This window comes from Glycomyces sp. YM15 (assembly GCF_016918015.1).
GTDB lineage: Bacteria > Actinomycetota > Actinomycetes > Mycobacteriales > Micromonosporaceae > Glycomyces.
In genome coordinates, this window is the sequence record NZ_JAERMK010000014.1 from 45,835 (window position 1) to 62,329 (window position 16,495).

The 16,495-nt window shown below is 70.8% G+C and carries 18 protein-coding genes and 1 pseudogene; 13 read left to right on the forward strand and 6 right to left on the reverse strand.

The window, feature by feature from the left end; genetic code table 11:
* Positions 1-52: 52 nt before the first annotated feature.
* Complete coding sequence (locus tag JHY01_RS16170; protein WP_205326788.1) at positions 53-394, reverse strand: metallopeptidase family protein; 342 nt, start codon at positions 392-394, stop codon at positions 53-55.
* A 65-nt stretch (positions 395-459) separates the two neighbouring features.
* Between JHY01_RS16170 and serS the strand changes: the two genes are divergently transcribed.
* Positions 460-1,719, forward strand: coding sequence for a serine--tRNA ligase (gene serS, locus JHY01_RS16175; RefSeq protein WP_205326692.1), 1,260 nt, complete (start codon positions 460-462; stop codon positions 1,717-1,719).
* A gap of 219 nt (positions 1,720-1,938) precedes the next feature.
* Here the strand turns inward: serS and JHY01_RS16180 are convergent, their stop codons facing one another.
* Entirely contained in the window at positions 1,939-2,304 is a 366-nt protein-coding gene (locus tag JHY01_RS16180) for a DUF488 domain-containing protein (protein ID WP_205326693.1), read from the reverse strand.
* Between the two features lie 130 nt (positions 2,305-2,434).
* Here JHY01_RS16180 and JHY01_RS16185 point away from each other — a divergent pair, with 130 nt between their 5' ends.
* From JHY01_RS16185 to JHY01_RS16195, 3 genes are all read left to right on the forward strand, one after another.
* Positions 2,435-3,307 (forward strand): HAD family hydrolase, encoded by an 873-nt coding sequence (locus JHY01_RS16185; RefSeq protein ID WP_205326694.1) that lies wholly within the window; start codon positions 2,435-2,437, stop codon positions 3,305-3,307.
* 130 nt (positions 3,308-3,437) lie between these two features.
* Positions 3,438-4,265, forward strand: coding sequence for an HAD family hydrolase (locus JHY01_RS16190; protein ID WP_205326695.1), 828 nt, complete (start codon positions 3,438-3,440; stop codon positions 4,263-4,265).
* A gap of 202 nt (positions 4,266-4,467) precedes the next feature.
* Positions 4,468-4,725 carry a hypothetical protein gene (locus JHY01_RS16195; protein WP_205326696.1) on the forward strand — a complete coding sequence of 86 codons (258 nt, stop codon included), beginning with the start codon at positions 4,468-4,470 and terminating at the stop codon, positions 4,723-4,725.
* Between the two features lie 237 nt (positions 4,726-4,962).
* Here the strand turns inward: JHY01_RS16195 and JHY01_RS16200 are convergent.
* Positions 4,963-6,612, reverse strand: a pseudogene (locus JHY01_RS16200) (ATP-binding cassette domain-containing protein).
* A gap of 85 nt (positions 6,613-6,697) precedes the next feature.
* Here JHY01_RS16200 and JHY01_RS16205 point away from each other — a divergent pair.
* Entirely contained in the window at positions 6,698-6,853 is a 156-nt protein-coding gene (locus JHY01_RS16205; protein ID WP_205326697.1) for a hypothetical protein, read from the forward strand.
* Positions 6,854-6,865: 12 nt separating this feature from the next.
* Here JHY01_RS16205 and JHY01_RS16210 read toward each other — a convergent pair whose 3' ends face one another.
* Positions 6,866-7,780 carry an AraC family transcriptional regulator gene (locus JHY01_RS16210; RefSeq protein ID WP_205326698.1) on the reverse strand — a complete coding sequence of 305 codons (915 nt, stop codon included), beginning with the start codon at positions 7,778-7,780 and terminating at the stop codon, positions 6,866-6,868.
* Positions 7,781-7,899: 119 nt separating this feature from the next.
* Here JHY01_RS16210 and JHY01_RS16215 point away from each other — a divergent pair, with 119 nt between their 5' ends.
* From JHY01_RS16215 to JHY01_RS16225, 3 genes are all read left to right on the forward strand, one after another.
* Positions 7,900-8,511: an NAD(P)H oxidoreductase gene (locus tag JHY01_RS16215; RefSeq protein WP_205326699.1), complete on the forward strand. Its 612-nt coding sequence runs from the start codon at positions 7,900-7,902 to the stop codon at positions 8,509-8,511.
* Between the two features lie 87 nt (positions 8,512-8,598).
* Complete coding sequence (locus JHY01_RS16220; protein ID WP_205326700.1) at positions 8,599-9,831, forward strand: cytochrome P450; 1,233 nt, start codon at positions 8,599-8,601, stop codon at positions 9,829-9,831.
* 12 nt (positions 9,832-9,843) lie between these two features.
* The gene (locus JHY01_RS16225; protein WP_205326701.1) at positions 9,844-10,035 is read left to right on the forward strand and encodes a ferredoxin; all 192 of its coding nucleotides are present in this window, start codon (positions 9,844-9,846) and stop codon (positions 10,033-10,035) included.
* Between the two features lie 46 nt (positions 10,036-10,081).
* Here JHY01_RS16225 and JHY01_RS16230 read toward each other — a convergent pair whose 3' ends face one another.
* Positions 10,082-10,729 (reverse strand): NAD(P)H oxidoreductase, encoded by a 648-nt coding sequence (locus tag JHY01_RS16230; protein WP_205326702.1) that lies wholly within the window; start codon positions 10,727-10,729, stop codon positions 10,082-10,084.
* Between the two features lie 107 nt (positions 10,730-10,836).
* Between JHY01_RS16230 and JHY01_RS16235 the strand changes: the two genes are divergently transcribed.
* Entirely contained in the window at positions 10,837-11,781 is a 945-nt protein-coding gene (locus tag JHY01_RS16235) for an AraC family transcriptional regulator (RefSeq protein WP_205326703.1), read from the forward strand.
* Between the two features lie 253 nt (positions 11,782-12,034).
* Positions 12,035-13,258 (forward strand): SpoIIE family protein phosphatase, encoded by a 1,224-nt coding sequence (locus JHY01_RS16240; RefSeq protein ID WP_205326704.1) that lies wholly within the window; start codon positions 12,035-12,037, stop codon positions 13,256-13,258.
* A 31-nt stretch (positions 13,259-13,289) separates the two neighbouring features.
* Here JHY01_RS16240 and JHY01_RS16245 read toward each other — a convergent pair whose 3' ends face one another.
* Entirely contained in the window at positions 13,290-14,222 is a 933-nt protein-coding gene (locus tag JHY01_RS16245) for an SAM-dependent methyltransferase (protein WP_205326705.1), read from the reverse strand.
* 127 nt (positions 14,223-14,349) lie between these two features.
* Here JHY01_RS16245 and JHY01_RS16250 point away from each other — a divergent pair, with 127 nt between their 5' ends.
* From JHY01_RS16250 to panD, 3 genes are read left to right on the forward strand one after another with little or no spacing between them, the layout of a single operon-like run.
* Positions 14,350-15,252, forward strand: coding sequence for a Rossmann-like and DUF2520 domain-containing protein (locus JHY01_RS16250; RefSeq protein ID WP_205326706.1), 903 nt, complete (start codon positions 14,350-14,352; stop codon positions 15,250-15,252).
* Positions 15,249-16,076: a pantoate--beta-alanine ligase gene (panC, locus tag JHY01_RS16255; RefSeq protein WP_205326707.1), complete on the forward strand. Its 828-nt coding sequence runs from the start codon at positions 15,249-15,251 to the stop codon at positions 16,074-16,076. Before JHY01_RS16250 ends, panC begins: the two co-directional genes overlap by 4 nt.
* On the forward strand, positions 16,073-16,495 hold the full coding sequence (panD, locus tag JHY01_RS16260) for an aspartate 1-decarboxylase (RefSeq protein WP_205326708.1): 423 nt from the start codon (positions 16,073-16,075) through the stop codon (positions 16,493-16,495). Before panC ends, panD begins: the two co-directional genes overlap by 4 nt.

Below are 16,495 nucleotides of genomic sequence, written 5' to 3' on the forward strand. Positions count from 1 at the left end.
CGGATCGAATTCACGAGACCGTTTCGGCGATTCGCGGCGCAGATGCGGCAGGTCAGCCCCAGCCCAGCTCGTGGAGACGGGCCTCCTCGATCCCGAAGTGGTGGGCGATCTCGTGCACCACCGTCACCGCGACCTCGTCGACCACTTCCTCCGCCGTCGCGCACATCCGCAGCGTCGGCCCCCGGTAGATCGTGATCGTGTCCGGCAGGACCCCGCCGTACTCCCAGCCCCGATCCGTCAGCGCCGTCCCCTGATAGAGACCCAGCAGCTCCTTCTCGGGCCCCTCGGGCTCCGCCTCGACCAGGATCACGACGTTGTCGAGCATCGCCATCAGCTCCTGCGGCACCGCGTCCAGCGCGTCCGACACCGCAGCCTCGAATTCCGCCTCGCCCATATCGACCGCCACACGCCCACAATATGCGCTCGGGGCCGAAGTGAGCTGGCCGGTAATCTGGTCACGTGATTGATCTGCGTGCACTGCGAGACAACCCGGACGCCTACCGCGACAGCCAGCGCAAGAGGGGCGCCTCCGTCGAGGCCGTCGACGCCCTCCTCTCCGCCGACGCCGACCACCGCAGTGCCCTCCAGTCCTTCGAGACGCTCCGTGCCGAGCAGAAGAGCCTGGGCAAGCAGATCGCCGGCGCGGGCCCCGACGAGAAGAAGACGCTCCTGGAGCGCACCAAGACCCTCGCCGAGGAGGTCAAGGCCGCCGAACTCAAGGTGACCGCGACCGCGTCCGCGTTCGACGCCGCCGGGAAGGCCCTCCCCAACCTCGTCGCCGAGGGCGCCCCCGCCGGAGGCGAGGACGACTACATCGTGCTCCGCGAGGTCGGCGAGAAGCCCGCCATCGAGGAGCCGAAAGACCACCTCGAGCTCGGCACGGCCCTCGGCCTGCTCGACACCGAGCGCGGCGCGAAGACCTCCGGCGCCCGCTTCTACTACCTCACGGGCGACGGCGCGCTGCTGCAGCTCGCCATGCTCAACCTCGCCATCCAGCAGGCCGTCGAGACCGGCTTCACGCCGATGATCCCGCCGGTGCTGGTGCGCCCGGAGGCCATGGAGGGCACCGGTTTCCTCGGTGAGCACGCCGACGAGATCTACTACCTCGAACGCGACGAGATGTACCTCGTGGGCACCTCCGAGGTGCCGCTCGCGGCGTACCACTCGGGGGAGAACCTCGGCGAGCTCACCGCGCCGCGCCGCTACGCGGGCTGGTCGTCGTGCTTCCGTCGCGAGGCCGGGTCGTACGGGAAGGACACGCGGGGCATCATCCGCGTCCACCAGTTCGACAAGGTCGAGATGTTCTCGTTCTGCAAGCCCGAGGACGCCGAGGCCGAGCACGAGAAGCTCTTGTCGTACGAGGAGCAGATGCTCCAGAAGATGGAGCTGCCCTACCGGGTCATCGACGTCGCCGCGGGCGACCTCGGCACTTCGGCTTCGCGGAAGTTCGACTGCGAGGCGTGGGTGCCGACCCAGGGGCGGTACCGGGAGCTGACCTCGACGTCGAACTGCACGACCTTCCAGGCGCGGCGGCTCAATGTGAAGTACCGCGACGAGCAGGGCAAGAACGCGGTGGCGGCGACCCTGAACGGGACGCTCGCGACCACGCGCTGGCTGGTGGCGATCCTCGAGAACCACCAGCGGGCGGACGGCTCGGTGGCGGTGCCGAAGGCGCTGCAGCCGTTCCTGGGCAAGGACGTGCTCGAGCCGAAGCAGTAGGCCGGAGACGTGAGCGGCCCGCCGATCCCAGGATCGGCGGGCCGTGTGCTTTCGGGCGTTTCCGGTTGTCTCGGCGACCCGACCGATCTTCGGGCCCCCGGTCGATAACCCTGACATGCGGGTACGACAGCCTCGGCGTGTCGCTTTTCGCCGGGAGGATCGACCGACCAGAGGACCCCCGGTCAACGAAGCTGACACGGGGGTCCGACGGATTGAGGACTATTCGGACAGTTGCTCCTCGAGCCAGGCCTTCAGCACCAGAGCATGGTTCACTTCCGGGTCTTTGGCGGCGTAGAGGAGGGTCACCGGGCCCGATCTCGCCGCTTCCAGGAGCGGTTCGGCCCGTTCGGGATGGTTGTCGAGTTCGCTGCGGTAGCGGCCGGTGAACTCCGTGAAGCGGTCGGCCATGTGGCCGAACCAGATCCGCAGGTTCGGCGACGGCGCGGCGTCCTGCGCCCAGGTGACCCCTTCGAGGTCCTCCTTGCTGACGCCGCGCGGCCAGAGCCGGTCGACCAGGAAGACCTTCCCGGCCCGCTGCGGGTCCGCGCGGTAATCGTAGACGCGTTCGATCATGATCTCGCCCATAGACGAACCGTATGCCGCAAGCCGCCACGATGGGTGGGTTTGGTGTGATTGCAACCTGTCATGCGCGCGGCGGCATGAGTTCAAACGCACGGTACCCCTGCGTTCACGCGACCGGGGATACGGTTGACGAGTGTCAGACTCCGCCCCGTCCTCGCCCCGACAAGCGCCCCCGAAACTCATCGCCGTCGACCTCGACGGCACTGTCGTGGACTACCACGAGACCAAGGGCGCCAAGGCCGGCGGCGTGCCGGACTCCAAGCCCAGCCGCGCGGTCGTGGACGCGCTGCAGACCGTCCGCGACGCCGGGGTCCCCGTAGCCGTCGTCACCGGCCGCGCCATCTGGGGCGCCGTGCGCACCGCCGACGACCTGGGGCTCGACGAGGGCTTCGCCTCCGCCTCGCACGGCGCGGGCGAATACGACCTCGGCGCCCGCGCGATCTCGCACCAGTCCACCGTCGACGCCGCCACCGCGGTCGAAGCGCTCGTCGCCGCGAACCCGGACGTCGAGTTCGCGGTCGAATGGGACCTCGAAGGCTGGTGGCACACCAAGGGCTTCCGCCGCGACTTCCCCGCCCGCTGGGCCGGTGAGATCACGATCGAGGAGCTGGTCTCGCGGCCGGCCCCGCGCCTGGTCGCCCGCGTCGACTCGACCAACCGCTACGGCGGGCCCGAGCGCTGCCCGCAGGCCATGCGCCTCGCCGCGGGCGCGGCCCTGGACGCCGCCGACTATCACGTCGAGGTCGGGTACAACGGCTGGGTCGACATCGGACCGCCCGGGATCAGCAAGGCCACCGGCATCGCCCGTATCGCGGCCCACTACGGCGTATCATCGTCCGACACCGTCGTCTTCGGCGACGCCCACAACGACCTCACCATGTTCGCGTGGGCGGGATGGGCCGTGGCGATGGGCCAGGCGCCGCCCGACGTGCGGGCCGCAGCGGACGAGGTCGCCCCCTCGGTGTGGGAGGACGGGGTGGCGAAAGTGCTGTCCCGGTGGTTCTGACGACACCGGCGCAGCTGGAGCTCCAGCGGGCCGACGGCTCCGCGCCGAGCGATGTGGCAGTGTCAGCCCGACACGCGGGGTTCGTCGGCACGGCGACGGCGGATCGCAGCGAGACCACCAAGGAGGACTCATGATCCAAATGGACCGGGCACCCCGGCTCGTGGCGACGGACCTGGACGGCACCGTCGTCCGCTCCGACGAGACCGTCTCCCCGCGCACCATGTCCGCGCTCAAACGCCTGGCGGCGGCGGGGGTCATCCTCGTCGGCGCGACCGGGCGCGGGCCGCGCCTGCTCGAACTGTGCCGCAACGACGTTCCCTCCGCCGACTTCCTCGTGCTCGGCCAGGGCGCGTTCGTCTACGAATGCCGGTACGACGACACCGTCGTCCAGCTCGCCGACCGATCGGTCGAAGGCGAGGTGCTCCACCAGGCGCTGCGCCTGATCGAAGCCGAGGTCGGCCCCGTGCGCGCGCTCGCCGAACCGGCCGACCCCGCGCGGCACATCACCGGCGACCCCATGCCCGACTGGCCATGGACGGCCGTCACCCTCGAGACCGCGCCGCGCGACCTCGCCTTCACCGGGCCGATGGTCAAGGGCTACTTCGTGTCCGACGAGTACACCGGCCCCGAACTGCTGGTCGCCGCGAAGGACGTGATCGACCCGAAGCTCGTCACCGTCACCGAGTCCGGCGTCGGCATGCTCGAGGTCTGCCCGGTCGGCGTCACGAAGGCCGCCGGGATCCAGGTCGTGCTCGACAAGTTCGGCATCGACTGGTCGGACGTGCTCGTCTTCGGCGACGCCACCAACGACCTCAGCATGATGGAGGCCGCCGGGCACTCCGTCGCGATGCCCAACGGCCACCCGTGGGTCCAGGCCGCCGCCACCGAGATCGCCCCTGCGGGCAACAACGACGACGGCGTCGCACAGTACCTCGAGGCACTCCTCGAACTCCTGTAGGCAACAGCCGCAGCGGTAGGCACGATCCGTGTCGGGTTCCTGACAGGAATGCGCGGAGTCGTTGCGCGGCAGTGCGTTCCCCCATAAGCTCCGACGTGGTGGGGACCACGAAGCAGTGATCGAGTGCGGCGCGTCCGAAAAGTGTTGCGCCGCAGACGCATCTTGCAGCTGTGACCGTGCTGCCGCGCCTCCAGGAGCCCTGATGTCTACTGAAGACACCGCCACCGAAGCCGCCGCGGAAGAGGCACTGCCCTACGGCCTGCCGTACCGGCGGGAGACCCGCTGCGACCCGCCCGCCGGTCTCATGGCGATGCAGGAGCGACCGCTGCGCCCCATGCGGTACTGCCCCGACGGCGTCGAAGGCCGGCTCGTCGCGAACATGCTCGCCCTGGGCACGTTCGCGCTGCTCGAACACCCCGACCGGCTGGCCCGGCTGAGATCCCGATGCGCAGCGAGATGAACGTGTACGGGGTCCACACGCTGCCCGTCACCTGGTGAACGCCCCCCACTGTTCCGCCCTGGCGCACAGGGCGCATCGACGCGGGGGCGGGGCGCCCGCCCCCCCCCGGGTGCCCGGCGCCCCCCCCCGGGCATCCCAACCCCCCGCCCCGCCGGGCCGCGCGCGCGGCGCGCGCCGCGCCGCCGCGCCCCCCCCCGCCCCCGGCCCCCCCCCCCCCCCCCCCCCCCCAGGTCCTTCCTACCGCACGTCCCAGACGGGCTCGTCCGATTCGACGACCTCGCCGTCGTTCTGGAAGACCACGAAGCGGTCGAAGCCGCGGGTGAACCAGCGGTCGTGGGTGACGGCGAGGACGGTGCCGTCGAAGGCCTTCAGGCCCTGCTCGAGCGCTTCGGCCGAGGCGAGGTCGAGGTTGTCCGTCGGCTCGTCCAGAAGCAGGCAGGTCGCGCCGGAGAGCTCCAACAGCAGCACCATGAACCGCGCCTGCTGGCCGCCCGAGAGCGTTTTGAAGTCCTGTTCGGACTGTCCAGTGAGCTCGTACCGGTTGAGGGCGCTCATCGCCTTCGAACGGTCGAGCGAGGGCCGGTCCTAGTCGCCCTCCCACAGGATCTCGCGGAGCGTGCGACCGTCGAACTCCGGATGCTCGTGCGTCTGCGAGAAGTGCCCGGGGTAGACGCGGGCGCCGAGCCGCGCGACACCGCTGTGCCGCACCGGGTCGAGCCGCCGCTTCCCCGAGAGCCCGGACTCCGGGTCGGAGCCGCCCTGCGCGAGCAGGCGCAGGAAGTGGCTCTTGCCGGTGCCGTTGGCGCCCAGGACCGCCACGCGGTCGCCGTACCAGACCTCCAGGTCGAACGGGAACGTCAGGTCCTCCAGCTCCAGCTGCTCGCAGATCACGGCGCGCTTGCCGGTCCGCCCGCCTTCGAGCTTCACGCGGATGTCCTGCTCACGCGGCGGCGCGGGCGGCGGCCCGGCCTCCTCGAACTTCTGCAGCCGCGTCTGCGCCGCCCGGTACCGGGAGGCCATGTCGGAGTTGTACGCGGCCTTGTTCTTGTACATGAGCATGAGCTCACGCAGCTTCTGGTGCTCCTCGTCCCAGCGGCGGCGCAGCTCCTCGAAGCGCTCGTGGCGGCCCGCGCGCGCGTCGTGCCAGGTCGCGAAGCCGCCGCCGTGCGTCCAGGTGGTGCCGGCCTCGAGCGTGACGATCGAGCTCGCGGCGTTCGCGAGCACCTCGCGGTCGTGCGAGACGAACAGGATCGACTTGTCCGAGTCCCGGATCGCCTGCTCCAGTTCGCGTTTCGCCGGCACGTCGAGGAAGTTGTCCGGCTCGTCGAGCACCAGCACCTCGTCGCGGCCCTGCAGGAGCAGCTGGAGCGCGAACCGCTTCTGCTCCCCGCCCGAGAGCGTCCTGAGTGGACGATCTTTGACCGTTTCCCAAGGCCGCCCGAGGATCGCGACCGCGACCGTGTCGCACAGGACGTCGAACTCGTAACCGCCCGCCTCGCCCCAGTCGGCGAGCGCCTGCGCGTACGCCAGCTGCTCCTTCTCGGTGCCGTCCCCGGTTCCCATGCGGCCCTCGGCGAGCGCCAGCCGCGCCGCGACGGCCCGCACCGGCGGCGGCGCGAGGTCGACGGCGAGATGACGCAGCGGCCGCTCGCCTTCGCGCATGCCCACGAGCTGGCGCATGACGCCCAGCCCGCCCGAGTGCGAGACGGTGCCCGCGTCCGGCGCGAGAGCACCGGTGACGATGTCGAGCAGGGTGGTCTTCCCGGCCCCGTTCGCTCCGATGAGCGCGACCTTCGCGCCTTCGCCGACACGGAACGACACCTCGTCGAACAATGTGGTGCCGTCGCTGAGGCCGTACCGCACGCCGGAGAGGTCCACGAATCCCATGCGTCGATTCTGTGCGGCCAACGGCACTGCGTCAAAGTCATTTGCCGTGTTGGATTCGGTGGGAACCACTGCCTACGCTGGACGCATGAACGACACCCCTGACCGGAACGGACCCGGGCGGCAGCGCAGGCGCTTCTGGCGCCCGAGCTCGGCGAGCGAATGGGTCGAGCTGGCGATCTACGTCTTCTTCGGGCTGATCGCCCTGCTGGCCGGGGTCGGCTGGCTCGTGGCGCGAACCTGACGGACATCGACGTCACACCCGTCGCGACCGGTAGGCGCGGGGGCTCATTCCGTGGTGGCGTTTGAACGCGGTGGAGAAGGCGAACGGATCCCGGTAGCCGGCCGCGGCGGCGGCCGCGGCGACCGGGACCTGGGGGTCGGCGAGGAGGTCGGCGGCGAGCTCCATGCGGCGCTCGGTGACGTACCGCAGCGGCGGCTGCGCCATGACCTCGGTGAAGCGCTTGGCGAAATGGGCGCGTGAGACCTTCGCCTGCGCGGCAAGCGCCTCCACCGTCCAGGCCCGGCCGGGGTGCCGGTGGACGGCCTCGAGCGCGGGGCCGGTGACGGGGTCGAGCGCGCCCCGGTACCAGCCGGGGGCCGCGGCCTCCTGGCGTTCGAACCAGCAGCCGAGGGTGCACACGAGGCCCCAGTCGAGGATGCGGTCGAGCATGGCCTGACCGCCGGGGGCGTGCGCGCGGTCGAGCGCGTCGCGCATGGAGTGCAGCCAGAGGACGTCGTCGACCTCCTCGTCGAGGACGAGCGCTTCGGGGAGCGCCCGCATGAGCCGCTGGTGCCGTGCGCTCGCGGGACGGTAGGTCCCGGCGATGAGGACCGTCGACGCGTCCCGGTCCGCTTGCGGGGCTGCCTCGATCGCGACCGCCTGGATCGGACGGTCGAGTGTGGCGCGGTCGTCGGCCAGCTCGAAGGGGACGCGGGCGATCGCGGTGGATCCGGCGGTGAGCCGGTGCTTCGTGCCGTCGTGCAGCACGAGTTCGGCGCTCCCGGCGACGGCGGTGACCATGGTCAGCGGCACGGCGGCGCTGTTGTACGTGGCGCTGTCGTGTGCGACGCAGTCGAAACGGAGCCGCCATGGAGGGGCGAGCGCGGCCCGGTGCACGGCGGCGCCTTCGGCGCGGATGTCGGCGAGCATGTCGCTGAGCGGGTCCATGCCGCAACCGTAGACGATCGCAAAGGTTTTCCCGTTTCTCGACCATGGGACGTCCACTGGATCGGGGCTGTACTCGAGGGGTGCCGCCGCAGCGGCGGCGCCACCGGAAGGAGACCCGCATGGACACGCAGCCCACGGCCCTCGTCGTCATGGCCCACCACCGCGCCGATTCCCTGACGGCGGCTCTCGCGCGCCGCGCGGCGGACCGCCTCGATGCCGCCGGGTACCGCGTCGACTTCCTCGACCTGCACCGGGAGGGCTTCGATCCCCGCAACCGGGTGGAGGACGAGCCCGACTACGGCAACCGCGAGAAGCGCTATTCGGACGAGGTGCACGGATACGCCGAGCCGCTGCTGGCCGCCGATCTCGTCGCGATCGTGTTCCCGGTGTGGTGGTTCGGCCTGCCCGCCTTGCTGAAAGGCTGGATCGACCGGGTCTGGAACTACGGGCTGACGTATGGGCGGCGTGAGAAGCCCATGGCGGGCAAGCGGATCCTATGGCTCGGGCTGGCCGGTCTCGCCGAGGACGACCCGGATTCGGCGCTCACCCGGGCGCTGCTCGACGGGGCGCTGCGGCGCGGGATCGCCGAGTTCTGCGACGTCACGGAGGTCCACACGCAGGCCCTGTTCGACACCGAAGCCAAGGGCCTCGAGGGAGCGGCGCGCGAGCGCCACTACGCGGCGCTGTTCGCGCGCGCGGACGACGCGGTCGGCAAGCTGCTCGCCGGTTGAGGGGTTTGCGCGCCGCGAGCATATACGTATAGTCTAGATATACGTAGATCGTGCGAGCCGCGATCGGACACCACCGAGGAGCCATCGATGTCTACACCCGACACCGCCGAAACCGAAGTGCCCTACGGCATCCCGCTTGAGCGCGACCACCCGTTCGACCCGCCCGCCGCCGTCATGGCCCTGCATCGCGGGTCCGAGATGCGGCGGATGCGGTACTACCCCGACGGCCGACTGGGCTGGCTGGTCACCAGCCACCGCCTGGCCCGCAAGGTCCTGGCCGACACGCGCTTCAGCTCCACGCTCGGCGGCCCGGCCCTGGCGCCGATCCCGATGCCCGGACTGGAGGCCTACCGCGACTTCGAGGGCGACTTCCCCACGACGCCAGGCATGTTCATCGAACTCGACCCGCCGGACCACACCCGCCTGCGCCGCAAGCTCACCGGCGTGTTCACGGTCAAGCGCATGAAGCAGCTCGAACCGCGCATCGAACAGCATGTCCGGGAACGCCTCGACGCCCTCGCGGCCGGGTCGCGGCCCGCCGACCTGGTGGCCGAGTTCGCGGTCCCCGTGCCGTCGATGATGATCTGCGAACTGCTCGGCGTGCCGTACGAGCAGCGCGACCGCTTCGAGTCGGACACGCGCGCGATCTTCACCATCGACGCCGGATCCGAGGCCAAGGAGGCCGCGATCATGCGGCTGTACGGCTTCGTCGGCGAGCTGGCGGCGGCCAAGCGGGCGAACCCCACGGACGACATCCTCGGCGACCTGGCCGCCGACGCCGAACTGGCCGACGAGGAGGTCGCGGGCATGGCGATCCTGCTCCTGGTGGCCGGGCACGAGACGACCGCGAAGATGCTCTCCTTGGGCACCATGGCGCTGTTGGAGAACCGCGACCAGTGGGACCTGCTGCGCGCGAGGCCCGAGCTGATGGCCGGCGGGGTCGAGGAACTGCTGCGCTACCTCACGATCATCCACACCGGACTGATCCGGCAGGTGAAGGAGGACATGGAGTTCGAGGGGCACCAGATCAAGGCGCGCGAGTACGTCACGGTGTCGGTGCAGACCGCCAACCGCGACGAGGCGCACTTCATCGAGCCCGACAAGCTGGACGTGGCCGGGGACGCCAAGGGACACTTGACGTTCGGGCACGGCGTGCACCAGTGCCTGGGGCAGCAGCTGGCGCGCATGGAGATGCGCATCGCGTTCGCCGGGCTCATCGAGCGCTTCCCGGACCTGAAGCTGGCCGTTCCCGCCGCGGAGGTGCCGATGGTGACCGGGCAGAACTTCTACGGCGTCGCCGAACTGCCGGTGACCTGGTAGGGAGGGGGGAAGGTGAGGATCAACGCCGACACGGAGGCGTGCGCGAGTTCGGGGATGTGCGCGCTGACCGCGCCCGAGTACTTCGACCAGGACGAGGAGGACGGTCGGGTCGTGCTCCTCGCCGATGCGGCGGAGGACTGCGACGGCGAGGTGGCCGCCGCGGTGCGCCTGTGCCCCGCGAACGCCCTCCGTCTCGAGTCCTGAGATCGCTCGGCACCCGCTGCGCCGCAACGGGTGCCGAGCCCTGTGCTCAACCGAGGAACTTCTCGAGGTGCTCGACCGCGAGGCGGTCGATCGCCGCGTAGTGGGCGGTGCGCTGCTCGCCGGTGAGGGCCTCGCCCTTGGTGAAGTTGCCGTCGGCGTCGACGATCTGGGGTTCGCCCTCGGCGTCGGGCAGGACTTCGACGGCGGCGTCGGTGATCCCGTTGTAGTAGGAGATGCCGTCGCGCAGCGTGCGATCGAGGAGGTCCCGCAGTGAGGTCCAGTACTCGTCGCCTTCGGCGGCGCCGGCCGTACCGATCCAGAGCATCCGCTTCCCGGCGAGCCGCGGCTTGCTGCGGCCGTATGAGAACCCGTAGTTCCACACACGGTCGATCCATCCCTTGAGGAGCGCGGGGACGCTGTTCCAGTAGACCGGGAAGACCGGCACGATCAGGTCGGCGTCGACGATGCGCGCCATGTGCGCCTGCGTCTCGGGGGAGTAGGCCTTGTCGCGGTCGTCCCAGTCGGGCTGGTCCTCCACGGTCATGCGCGGGTCGAAGCCCTCGGCGCGCAGGTCGAGGAGGTCGACGGCGTACCCGGCTTCCTTGAGGCGGTCGGCGAGGACGTCGCCGATGTGCGTGGTGAGCGAGTCGGCGCGGTGGTGCGAGACGACGACGAGTGCGGTCTTTGCGGTCATGGTGTGCTCCAGGTGGTTCGGTGCCTGGTGTCCAGTACAGCCGCGATCGCGTGGACGAGCGATGGCCGTGACTCTCCGATCCATGCGTGTTCGTCTACGATCGGTGGATGGACCCGCTCAGTGAACTCCTCAGTGGCATCCGCGCGGAAGGCGCGATCCTCAGCGACGCACTCCTCAAGGCCCCCTGGGTGGTCAGCTTCGACGACCGGGCGCCGCTGACCATGGTCACGGTGGCGCGCGGCGGCGGCGTGATCATGCTGGCCGACGGCACGGAGGTCGCGGTCGAAGCCGGGCAGACGGCGGTCGTGCGCAGCGGCGAGCCCTTCCGCATGGCCGACGAGGCGGCGTCGGTGCACCGGCCGCACCTCGACTACTGGCTCACCTGCTTCGACCCCGAGGCGTGCGCCGAGATCGAGTCCCCGGTGCCCGTCGCGGCGGAGGGTGCGGCCACGGCCCTGTTCGTGGGGGCCTACCGCGCGTCGGGCCGCCGCCATGAGCGCCTCATGCGCGCCCTACCGCCGGTCCTGGTGATCGACGACGACTCCGACATCTGCGTGTGGCTCGACGCCTGCGTGATCGACATCGGCAGCCGCAAGCCCGGGACGCAGGCGTTCATCGACCGCCTCTTCGACTGGGGGCTCGTGTGCACGCTGCGCACCTGGTTCGACCAGCAGGGGCGGCAGGCCCCGGTCTGGTACCGGGGCTTCTCCGACCCCGTCGCGGGGCCGGCGCTCGAGGCGATCCACACCCGGCCCGCGAACCCGTGGACCGTGGCCGACCTGGCGGGCGAAGCGGGCGTCTCCCGCGCGCTGCTCGCCAAGCGCTTCAACGAGATCATGGGCGAACCGCCCCTCACGTACCTCACCGAATGGCGCATGCAGCTCGCCGAGGAACTCCTGGCCGACCCCGATCTCACCGTCGCCCAAGTGGCCAGGCGCATCGGCTACGCCGACCAGTTCGGCTTCAGCAACGCCTTCAAACGGCGGAAGGGCATGAGCCCCACCGCCTTCCGTGCGGCGGCCCAGCCCGCCGCCGCGACCGTGATGGCGTGACCGCCCTCCGGTCAGTCGCACGGGCCCGCGGCCGGCGTAGCCGTGCTTGCCGTCGCGGCCGTCGCGGATCTCCGCCGGGGCGGATCCGCCCGTGATCGGCGCACCGAGCCCGAGCGCGGTGGCGATCCGGTCGCCGTGGAGCGGACGGTAAGCGCATCTCCGTGTTCCCCCTTCGGCTCCCCAGAGGCGTATACAGTGATGGGAGGGACTGAAGGGCAAGGCAGCATCGCCCGTGAAGCAGGGGTTGTCTGAGATGTCAGATCTGGACTACGTGGCACTGTTCGAGGCGATGCCGGCTCCCTGCGTGGTCGTCACGCCGGACCTCGTGATCGCCGCCGCCAACCCCGCCTACGTCGAGGCCACCGGCAAGAACCTCGACGAGCTGATCGGACGCCCGCTCTTCGACGTCTTCCCCGATCCCGAAGCCAGCGGCGAACGGAACGTCAAGTCCTCGCTGAAATGGGTCATGGAGAACGGGAAGCGTCACACCATGGCCCTGCAGAAATACGACGTCCCCATCGAGGGCACCTCCAAGTTCGAGGAACGCTGGTGGTCGCTCATCAACTCACCCGTCGCCGGCCCGGACGGCCCGGTCGAATGGATCCTCATCCGAGCGGAGGACGTGACGGCGTTCGTCCAAACCCACGAGGTCGGCCACCACCTGCCGACCGAGGCGCCCACCGGAGCGCTGGCGCGGGAGGCCGAGCTCTTCGAACGGGCCCGCGAGCTGCAGCACCTCAACGTGGAACTGAGCGAGGCCAACATACGCGACCACCAGGTCGCCGTCACGCTCCAGAAGGCCATGCTGCTGACGCCTGACCTCGAGAAGCACCCCGATGTCGTCGTGCGGTACCTGCCCGCCGTCGAAACCATGAACGTCTGCGGCGACTGGTACGACGTGGCCGACCTGTCCGGCGGCCGATTCGCACTGGCCGTCGGCGACGTCGTCGGCCACGGCCTGGAGGCCGCCGCCGTCATGGGCATGCTCCGCAGCGTCCTGAACGCCGCCATCCGCGCCTTGGAACGGCCCGCCCACGCCCTCGAAGTCCTGGGCCTGTACGCCCGCTCGATGGAGAGCGCGCTGAACTCCACAGCCGTCAAAGCGATGGTGGACCCCTCCAGCGGACTCATCATCTACAGCAACTCCGGACACCCGCCCCCGGTGCTGGTGCACCCGGACGGCCAGTGCGAACTGCTGAGCCAGGCCCTCGACCCGCCCCTCGGCGCGCGCCCGAAGCACGTCCCCTGCTCGCAGGCCGGGCAGCCCTACACCGAGGGGGACTCCCTCGTGCTCTACACGGACGGGCTGATCGAGCGGCGGGGCGAGGACATCGACGCGGGCCTGAACCGGCTGTGCGAGACCCTGGCCCGCCACCGCGACCTCCATCCGCGGCAGATGGCCGACGTGGTGCTCGACGAGCTCGGCGTCGCAGGCGGCGCGAGCGACGACATCTCCCTCATCATCGCCCGGCTCTGAGGGGCCGACGGCGGCGTGAGGGCCGCACCGCCTACGGCCGGCGGTCGGTGCGGAGCCACCAGTGGGCTCCCAGGCCCGCAGGGTCGGTGAGCCTGGTCGAGGCACCGGCCCTCGCCAGCGCCTCGGCGTAGGCGACCGGGTCCTGGAAGGCGAGTGCGAGATCCGGCAGGGCCGCGTCGAGGCCGAGCCGCAGGAGGGCGTCCCGCTGGGGTTCCCGGAGGTCGCAGTCGATGGCGTCCACGGCCACATGCGCGGTGATGTCCCTGGTGCCGTCGGGGATCGGCGGGGTCTCGCGGCCGTCTTTGAAGCCGGTCATCGTGCCGGCCTCCGGGCGGTCGCCCTTCAGGTGGCCGTAGTCGATCGCCAGGGCGGTGCCGCGGGTCAGGCGGGCGGTCAGGCCGCGCCACAGGTCCTCACGGGGCGTGCCGATCTCGGCCCGTTCGCCCTCGACGGCGATCGGCCACCACTCGGCGATCCAGGCCGCGTCCTCGCCGGTGATCGGGTCGCCCAGCCGGGTCGCGCCGGTCTCGTCGACCTCCTCGTAGCGGGCCTGGCCGTCCGCGTCGATCACCGCGACGTCGCACGGCGCGTTGTCGAGCAGTTCGCACGCTATGAGCAGGCCCTCGATCGCGTCAGGGACCTCCGCCTGCCAAGCGACGCGCTCCGGCAGGTACTCGGGCCTGGGCCTGAGCTCCACGGCCACGAGGCGGATCCGCTCGTCGAGGAGCCCCGCGAGGCGCTCCAGGAGCTCACCGCCCCCGGCGCCCACGTCCACCACGGTGAACGCCTCCGGGCGATCCAGGCGCGCGTCGACCTGGTCGGCGAACCGCGCGATCGCCTCCGCGAACGCGGGGGCCTGCGCACTGGTCGCGAAATGGCGTCCCGGCAGCTCACGCCGATAGAATCCGTCCGGCCCGTACAGGGCCCGAGCCATCGCCGCGCTCCAGCGCTCGAACCCCGTCATGGCCCTGACCATAGTCCGCGAGTGAGAATTGCCACTCGCAGGCTCCCGGGCTGGCGTGGGCGATCCTGCGAAGCACAATTAACGCGTAAGCAATGACCGGTACCTCGAAAAGGACTGGATCAGCAACATGGATCAGCAGCGCAGCGCAGCCCCGCAGCGGCCCGCCTCCCGACTCGCCGTCGGGGTCGTCTCCGCAGGCAGGGTCGGCTCCATTCTCGGAGCGGCCCTCACCCGCGCCGGCCACCGGGTCGTCGCCGCTTCCGCCGTATCCGACGCCTCCCTCGCCCGCGCCGCCCGCCACCTGCCCGGCGCCGAGATCCTCCCCGCCCCTGACGTGGTCGCCGCCTCCGAGCTGGTGCTCATCGCGGTCCCGGACGATCGCGTAGCCCCGCTCGTGGCCTCCCTGCCGATCAGGCCGGGGCAGATCGTCGTGCACACCTCCGGCGCGCTCGGCGCCGACGTGCTGCGGCCCGCCCGCGACGCCGGAGCCCTCACCGTCGCCCTGGCTCCCGCGATGACCTTCACCGGCCGCGACGAGGACCTCGAGCGCCTCGCGGGCATCTCGTGGGCCGTCACCGCCGAGGCCGAGGCCCGATTCGTCGGTGAAGCCCTCGCCCTGGAGATGGGCGGCACCCCCGAGCATGTCGACGAGGCCGACCGCGCCCGCTACCACGCCGCGCTCGTCTACGCCGCCAACCACTTGACGACCCTCGTGAACGACGCGGCCGACCAGCTGCGGGCCATCGGCGTCGCGGGCCCCGAGCGGCTGCTCTCACCGCTCGTGTCGGCCTCGCTCGACAACGCGCTGCGCCACGGCGACGCCGGGCTCACCGGCCCGGTCTCCCGCGGCGACGCGGGCACCGTGGCCCGGCACCTGGAGGCGTTGGCCGGGACCGGGATCGAGGACGTGTACCGGACGATGGCCCGCCGCACCGCCGAGCGCGCCCTCGCCTCGGGCCGTTTGCAGAGCGCCGATGCCGAAGGGCTGCTCGAGGTCCTGGCCCACCCCGAGAATGAGGAGACGCCGTGACGGTACTCGTCCACACCAAGGCCGACCTGGCGAAGGCCCGCGCGGCCCTGCCCGGCCGCGTGGCCGTCGTCCCCACGATGGGGGCGCTCCATGACGGCCACCGCGCGAACTTCAAGCGCGCCAGGGAGATCGCGGATGCGGTGATCGTGACGGTGTTCGTGAACCCGTTGCAGTTCAGGCCGAACGAGGACCTGGACCAGTACCCGCGCACCCTCGACGCCGACGTGGCGATGTGCGAGGCCGAAGGCGTCGACCTCGTGTTCGCGCCCAGCGTCAACGAGATGTACCCGGACGGCCGCGACGGCCTCACCACCGTCCATGCGGGACCGGACGGCGAGATCCTCGAGGGCGCTTCGCGACCCGGGTTCTTCACCGGCGTGCTCACCGTCGTCTCGAAGCTCTTCCACCTGACGAAGCCGGACGCGGCCTGCTTCGGCGAGAAGGACTTCCAGCAGCTCGCGATGGTCCGCCGAATGGTCCGCGACCTCGACATGGGGATCGAGATCATCGCCGTCGAGACGAACCGCGAGGCGGACGGCCTCGCCCGATCGAGCCGCAACGTGTTCCTCTCCGAGACCGAACGCGCTGCCGCCCTTGCCATCCCGCGCGCCATCAAGGCCGCGCAGGACTCGCCCGACCCGCTCGCCGCGGCGCAGAAGACCCTGTCCGCCGAGCCCGGCCTTGACGTCGATTACGTCGTCGTCCGCGCCACCGACCTCGGCGAGGCCCCCGCACAGGGGCCCGCGAGGCTGCTCATCGCCGCTAAAGCGGGCACGACCCGCCTGATCGACAACGCCCCCGTCAGCATTGGAGACGCCCGATGATCCGGACCATGTTCAAGTCCAAGATCCACCGCGCCACCGTCACTCAGGCCGACCTCCACTACGTCGGCTCCGTGACCGTGGACGCGGACCTGCTCGACGCCGCCGACATCCTCGACGGGGAACTCGTCGCCATCGTCGACATCACCAACGGCGCCCGCCTCGAGACCTACACGATCGCGGGGGAGCGCGGCACCGGCGTCATCGGCATCAACGGCGCCGCCGCCCGCCTCGTCCAACCCGGCGACCTCGTGATCCTCATCTCATACGCGCAGATGGAGGACGCCGAAGCCCGCGCGTTCAAACCCACCGTCGTCCACGTGAACGAGTTCAACGAGATCATCGAGGTCAACGCGGACAAGGCGCACCCCGCGCCCGGCACCGCCGGCAACCCTGTGGCGTCCCCACTAGCCGCGCGGTAA

Bases quoted from the DNA above. Each gene is read 5' to 3' on its own strand.
- JHY01_RS16235 (WP_205326703.1), top strand. From the start codon at position 10,837: ATGGACCCGCTCAGTGAACTCCTCAGTGGCATCCGCGCGGAAGGCGCG.
- JHY01_RS16205 (WP_205326697.1), top strand. From the start codon at position 6,698: ATGAACGACACCCCTGACCGGAACGGACCCGGGCGGCAGCGCAGGCGC.
- panD (WP_205326708.1), top strand. From the start codon at position 16,073: ATGATCCGGACCATGTTCAAGTCCAAGATCCACCGCGCCACCGTCACT.
- JHY01_RS16190 (WP_205326695.1), top strand. From the start codon at position 3,438: ATGATCCAAATGGACCGGGCACCCCGGCTCGTGGCGACGGACCTGGAC.
- JHY01_RS16240 (WP_205326704.1), top strand. From the start codon at position 12,035: ATGTCAGATCTGGACTACGTGGCACTGTTCGAGGCGATGCCGGCTCCC.
- JHY01_RS16220 (WP_205326700.1), top strand. From the start codon at position 8,599: ATGTCTACACCCGACACCGCCGAAACCGAAGTGCCCTACGGCATCCCG.
- JHY01_RS16180 (WP_205326693.1), bottom strand. From the start codon at position 2,304: ATGGGCGAGATCATGATCGAACGCGTCTACGATTACCGCGCGGACCCG.
- JHY01_RS16170 (WP_205326788.1), bottom strand. From the start codon at position 394: ATGGGCGAGGCGGAATTCGAGGCTGCGGTGTCGGACGCGCTGGACGCG.
- JHY01_RS16210 (WP_205326698.1), bottom strand. From the start codon at position 7,780: ATGGACCCGCTCAGCGACATGCTCGCCGACATCCGCGCCGAAGGCGCC.
- JHY01_RS16230 (WP_205326702.1), bottom strand. From the start codon at position 10,729: ATGACCGCAAAGACCGCACTCGTCGTCGTCTCGCACCACCGCGCCGAC.
- JHY01_RS16250 (WP_205326706.1), top strand. From the start codon at position 14,350: ATGGATCAGCAGCGCAGCGCAGCCCCGCAGCGGCCCGCCTCCCGACTC.
- JHY01_RS16215 (WP_205326699.1), top strand. From the start codon at position 7,900: ATGGACACGCAGCCCACGGCCCTCGTCGTCATGGCCCACCACCGCGCC.
- JHY01_RS16195 (WP_205326696.1), top strand. From the start codon at position 4,468: ATGTCTACTGAAGACACCGCCACCGAAGCCGCCGCGGAAGAGGCACTG.
- JHY01_RS16245 (WP_205326705.1), bottom strand. From the start codon at position 14,222: ATGACGGGGTTCGAGCGCTGGAGCGCGGCGATGGCTCGGGCCCTGTAC.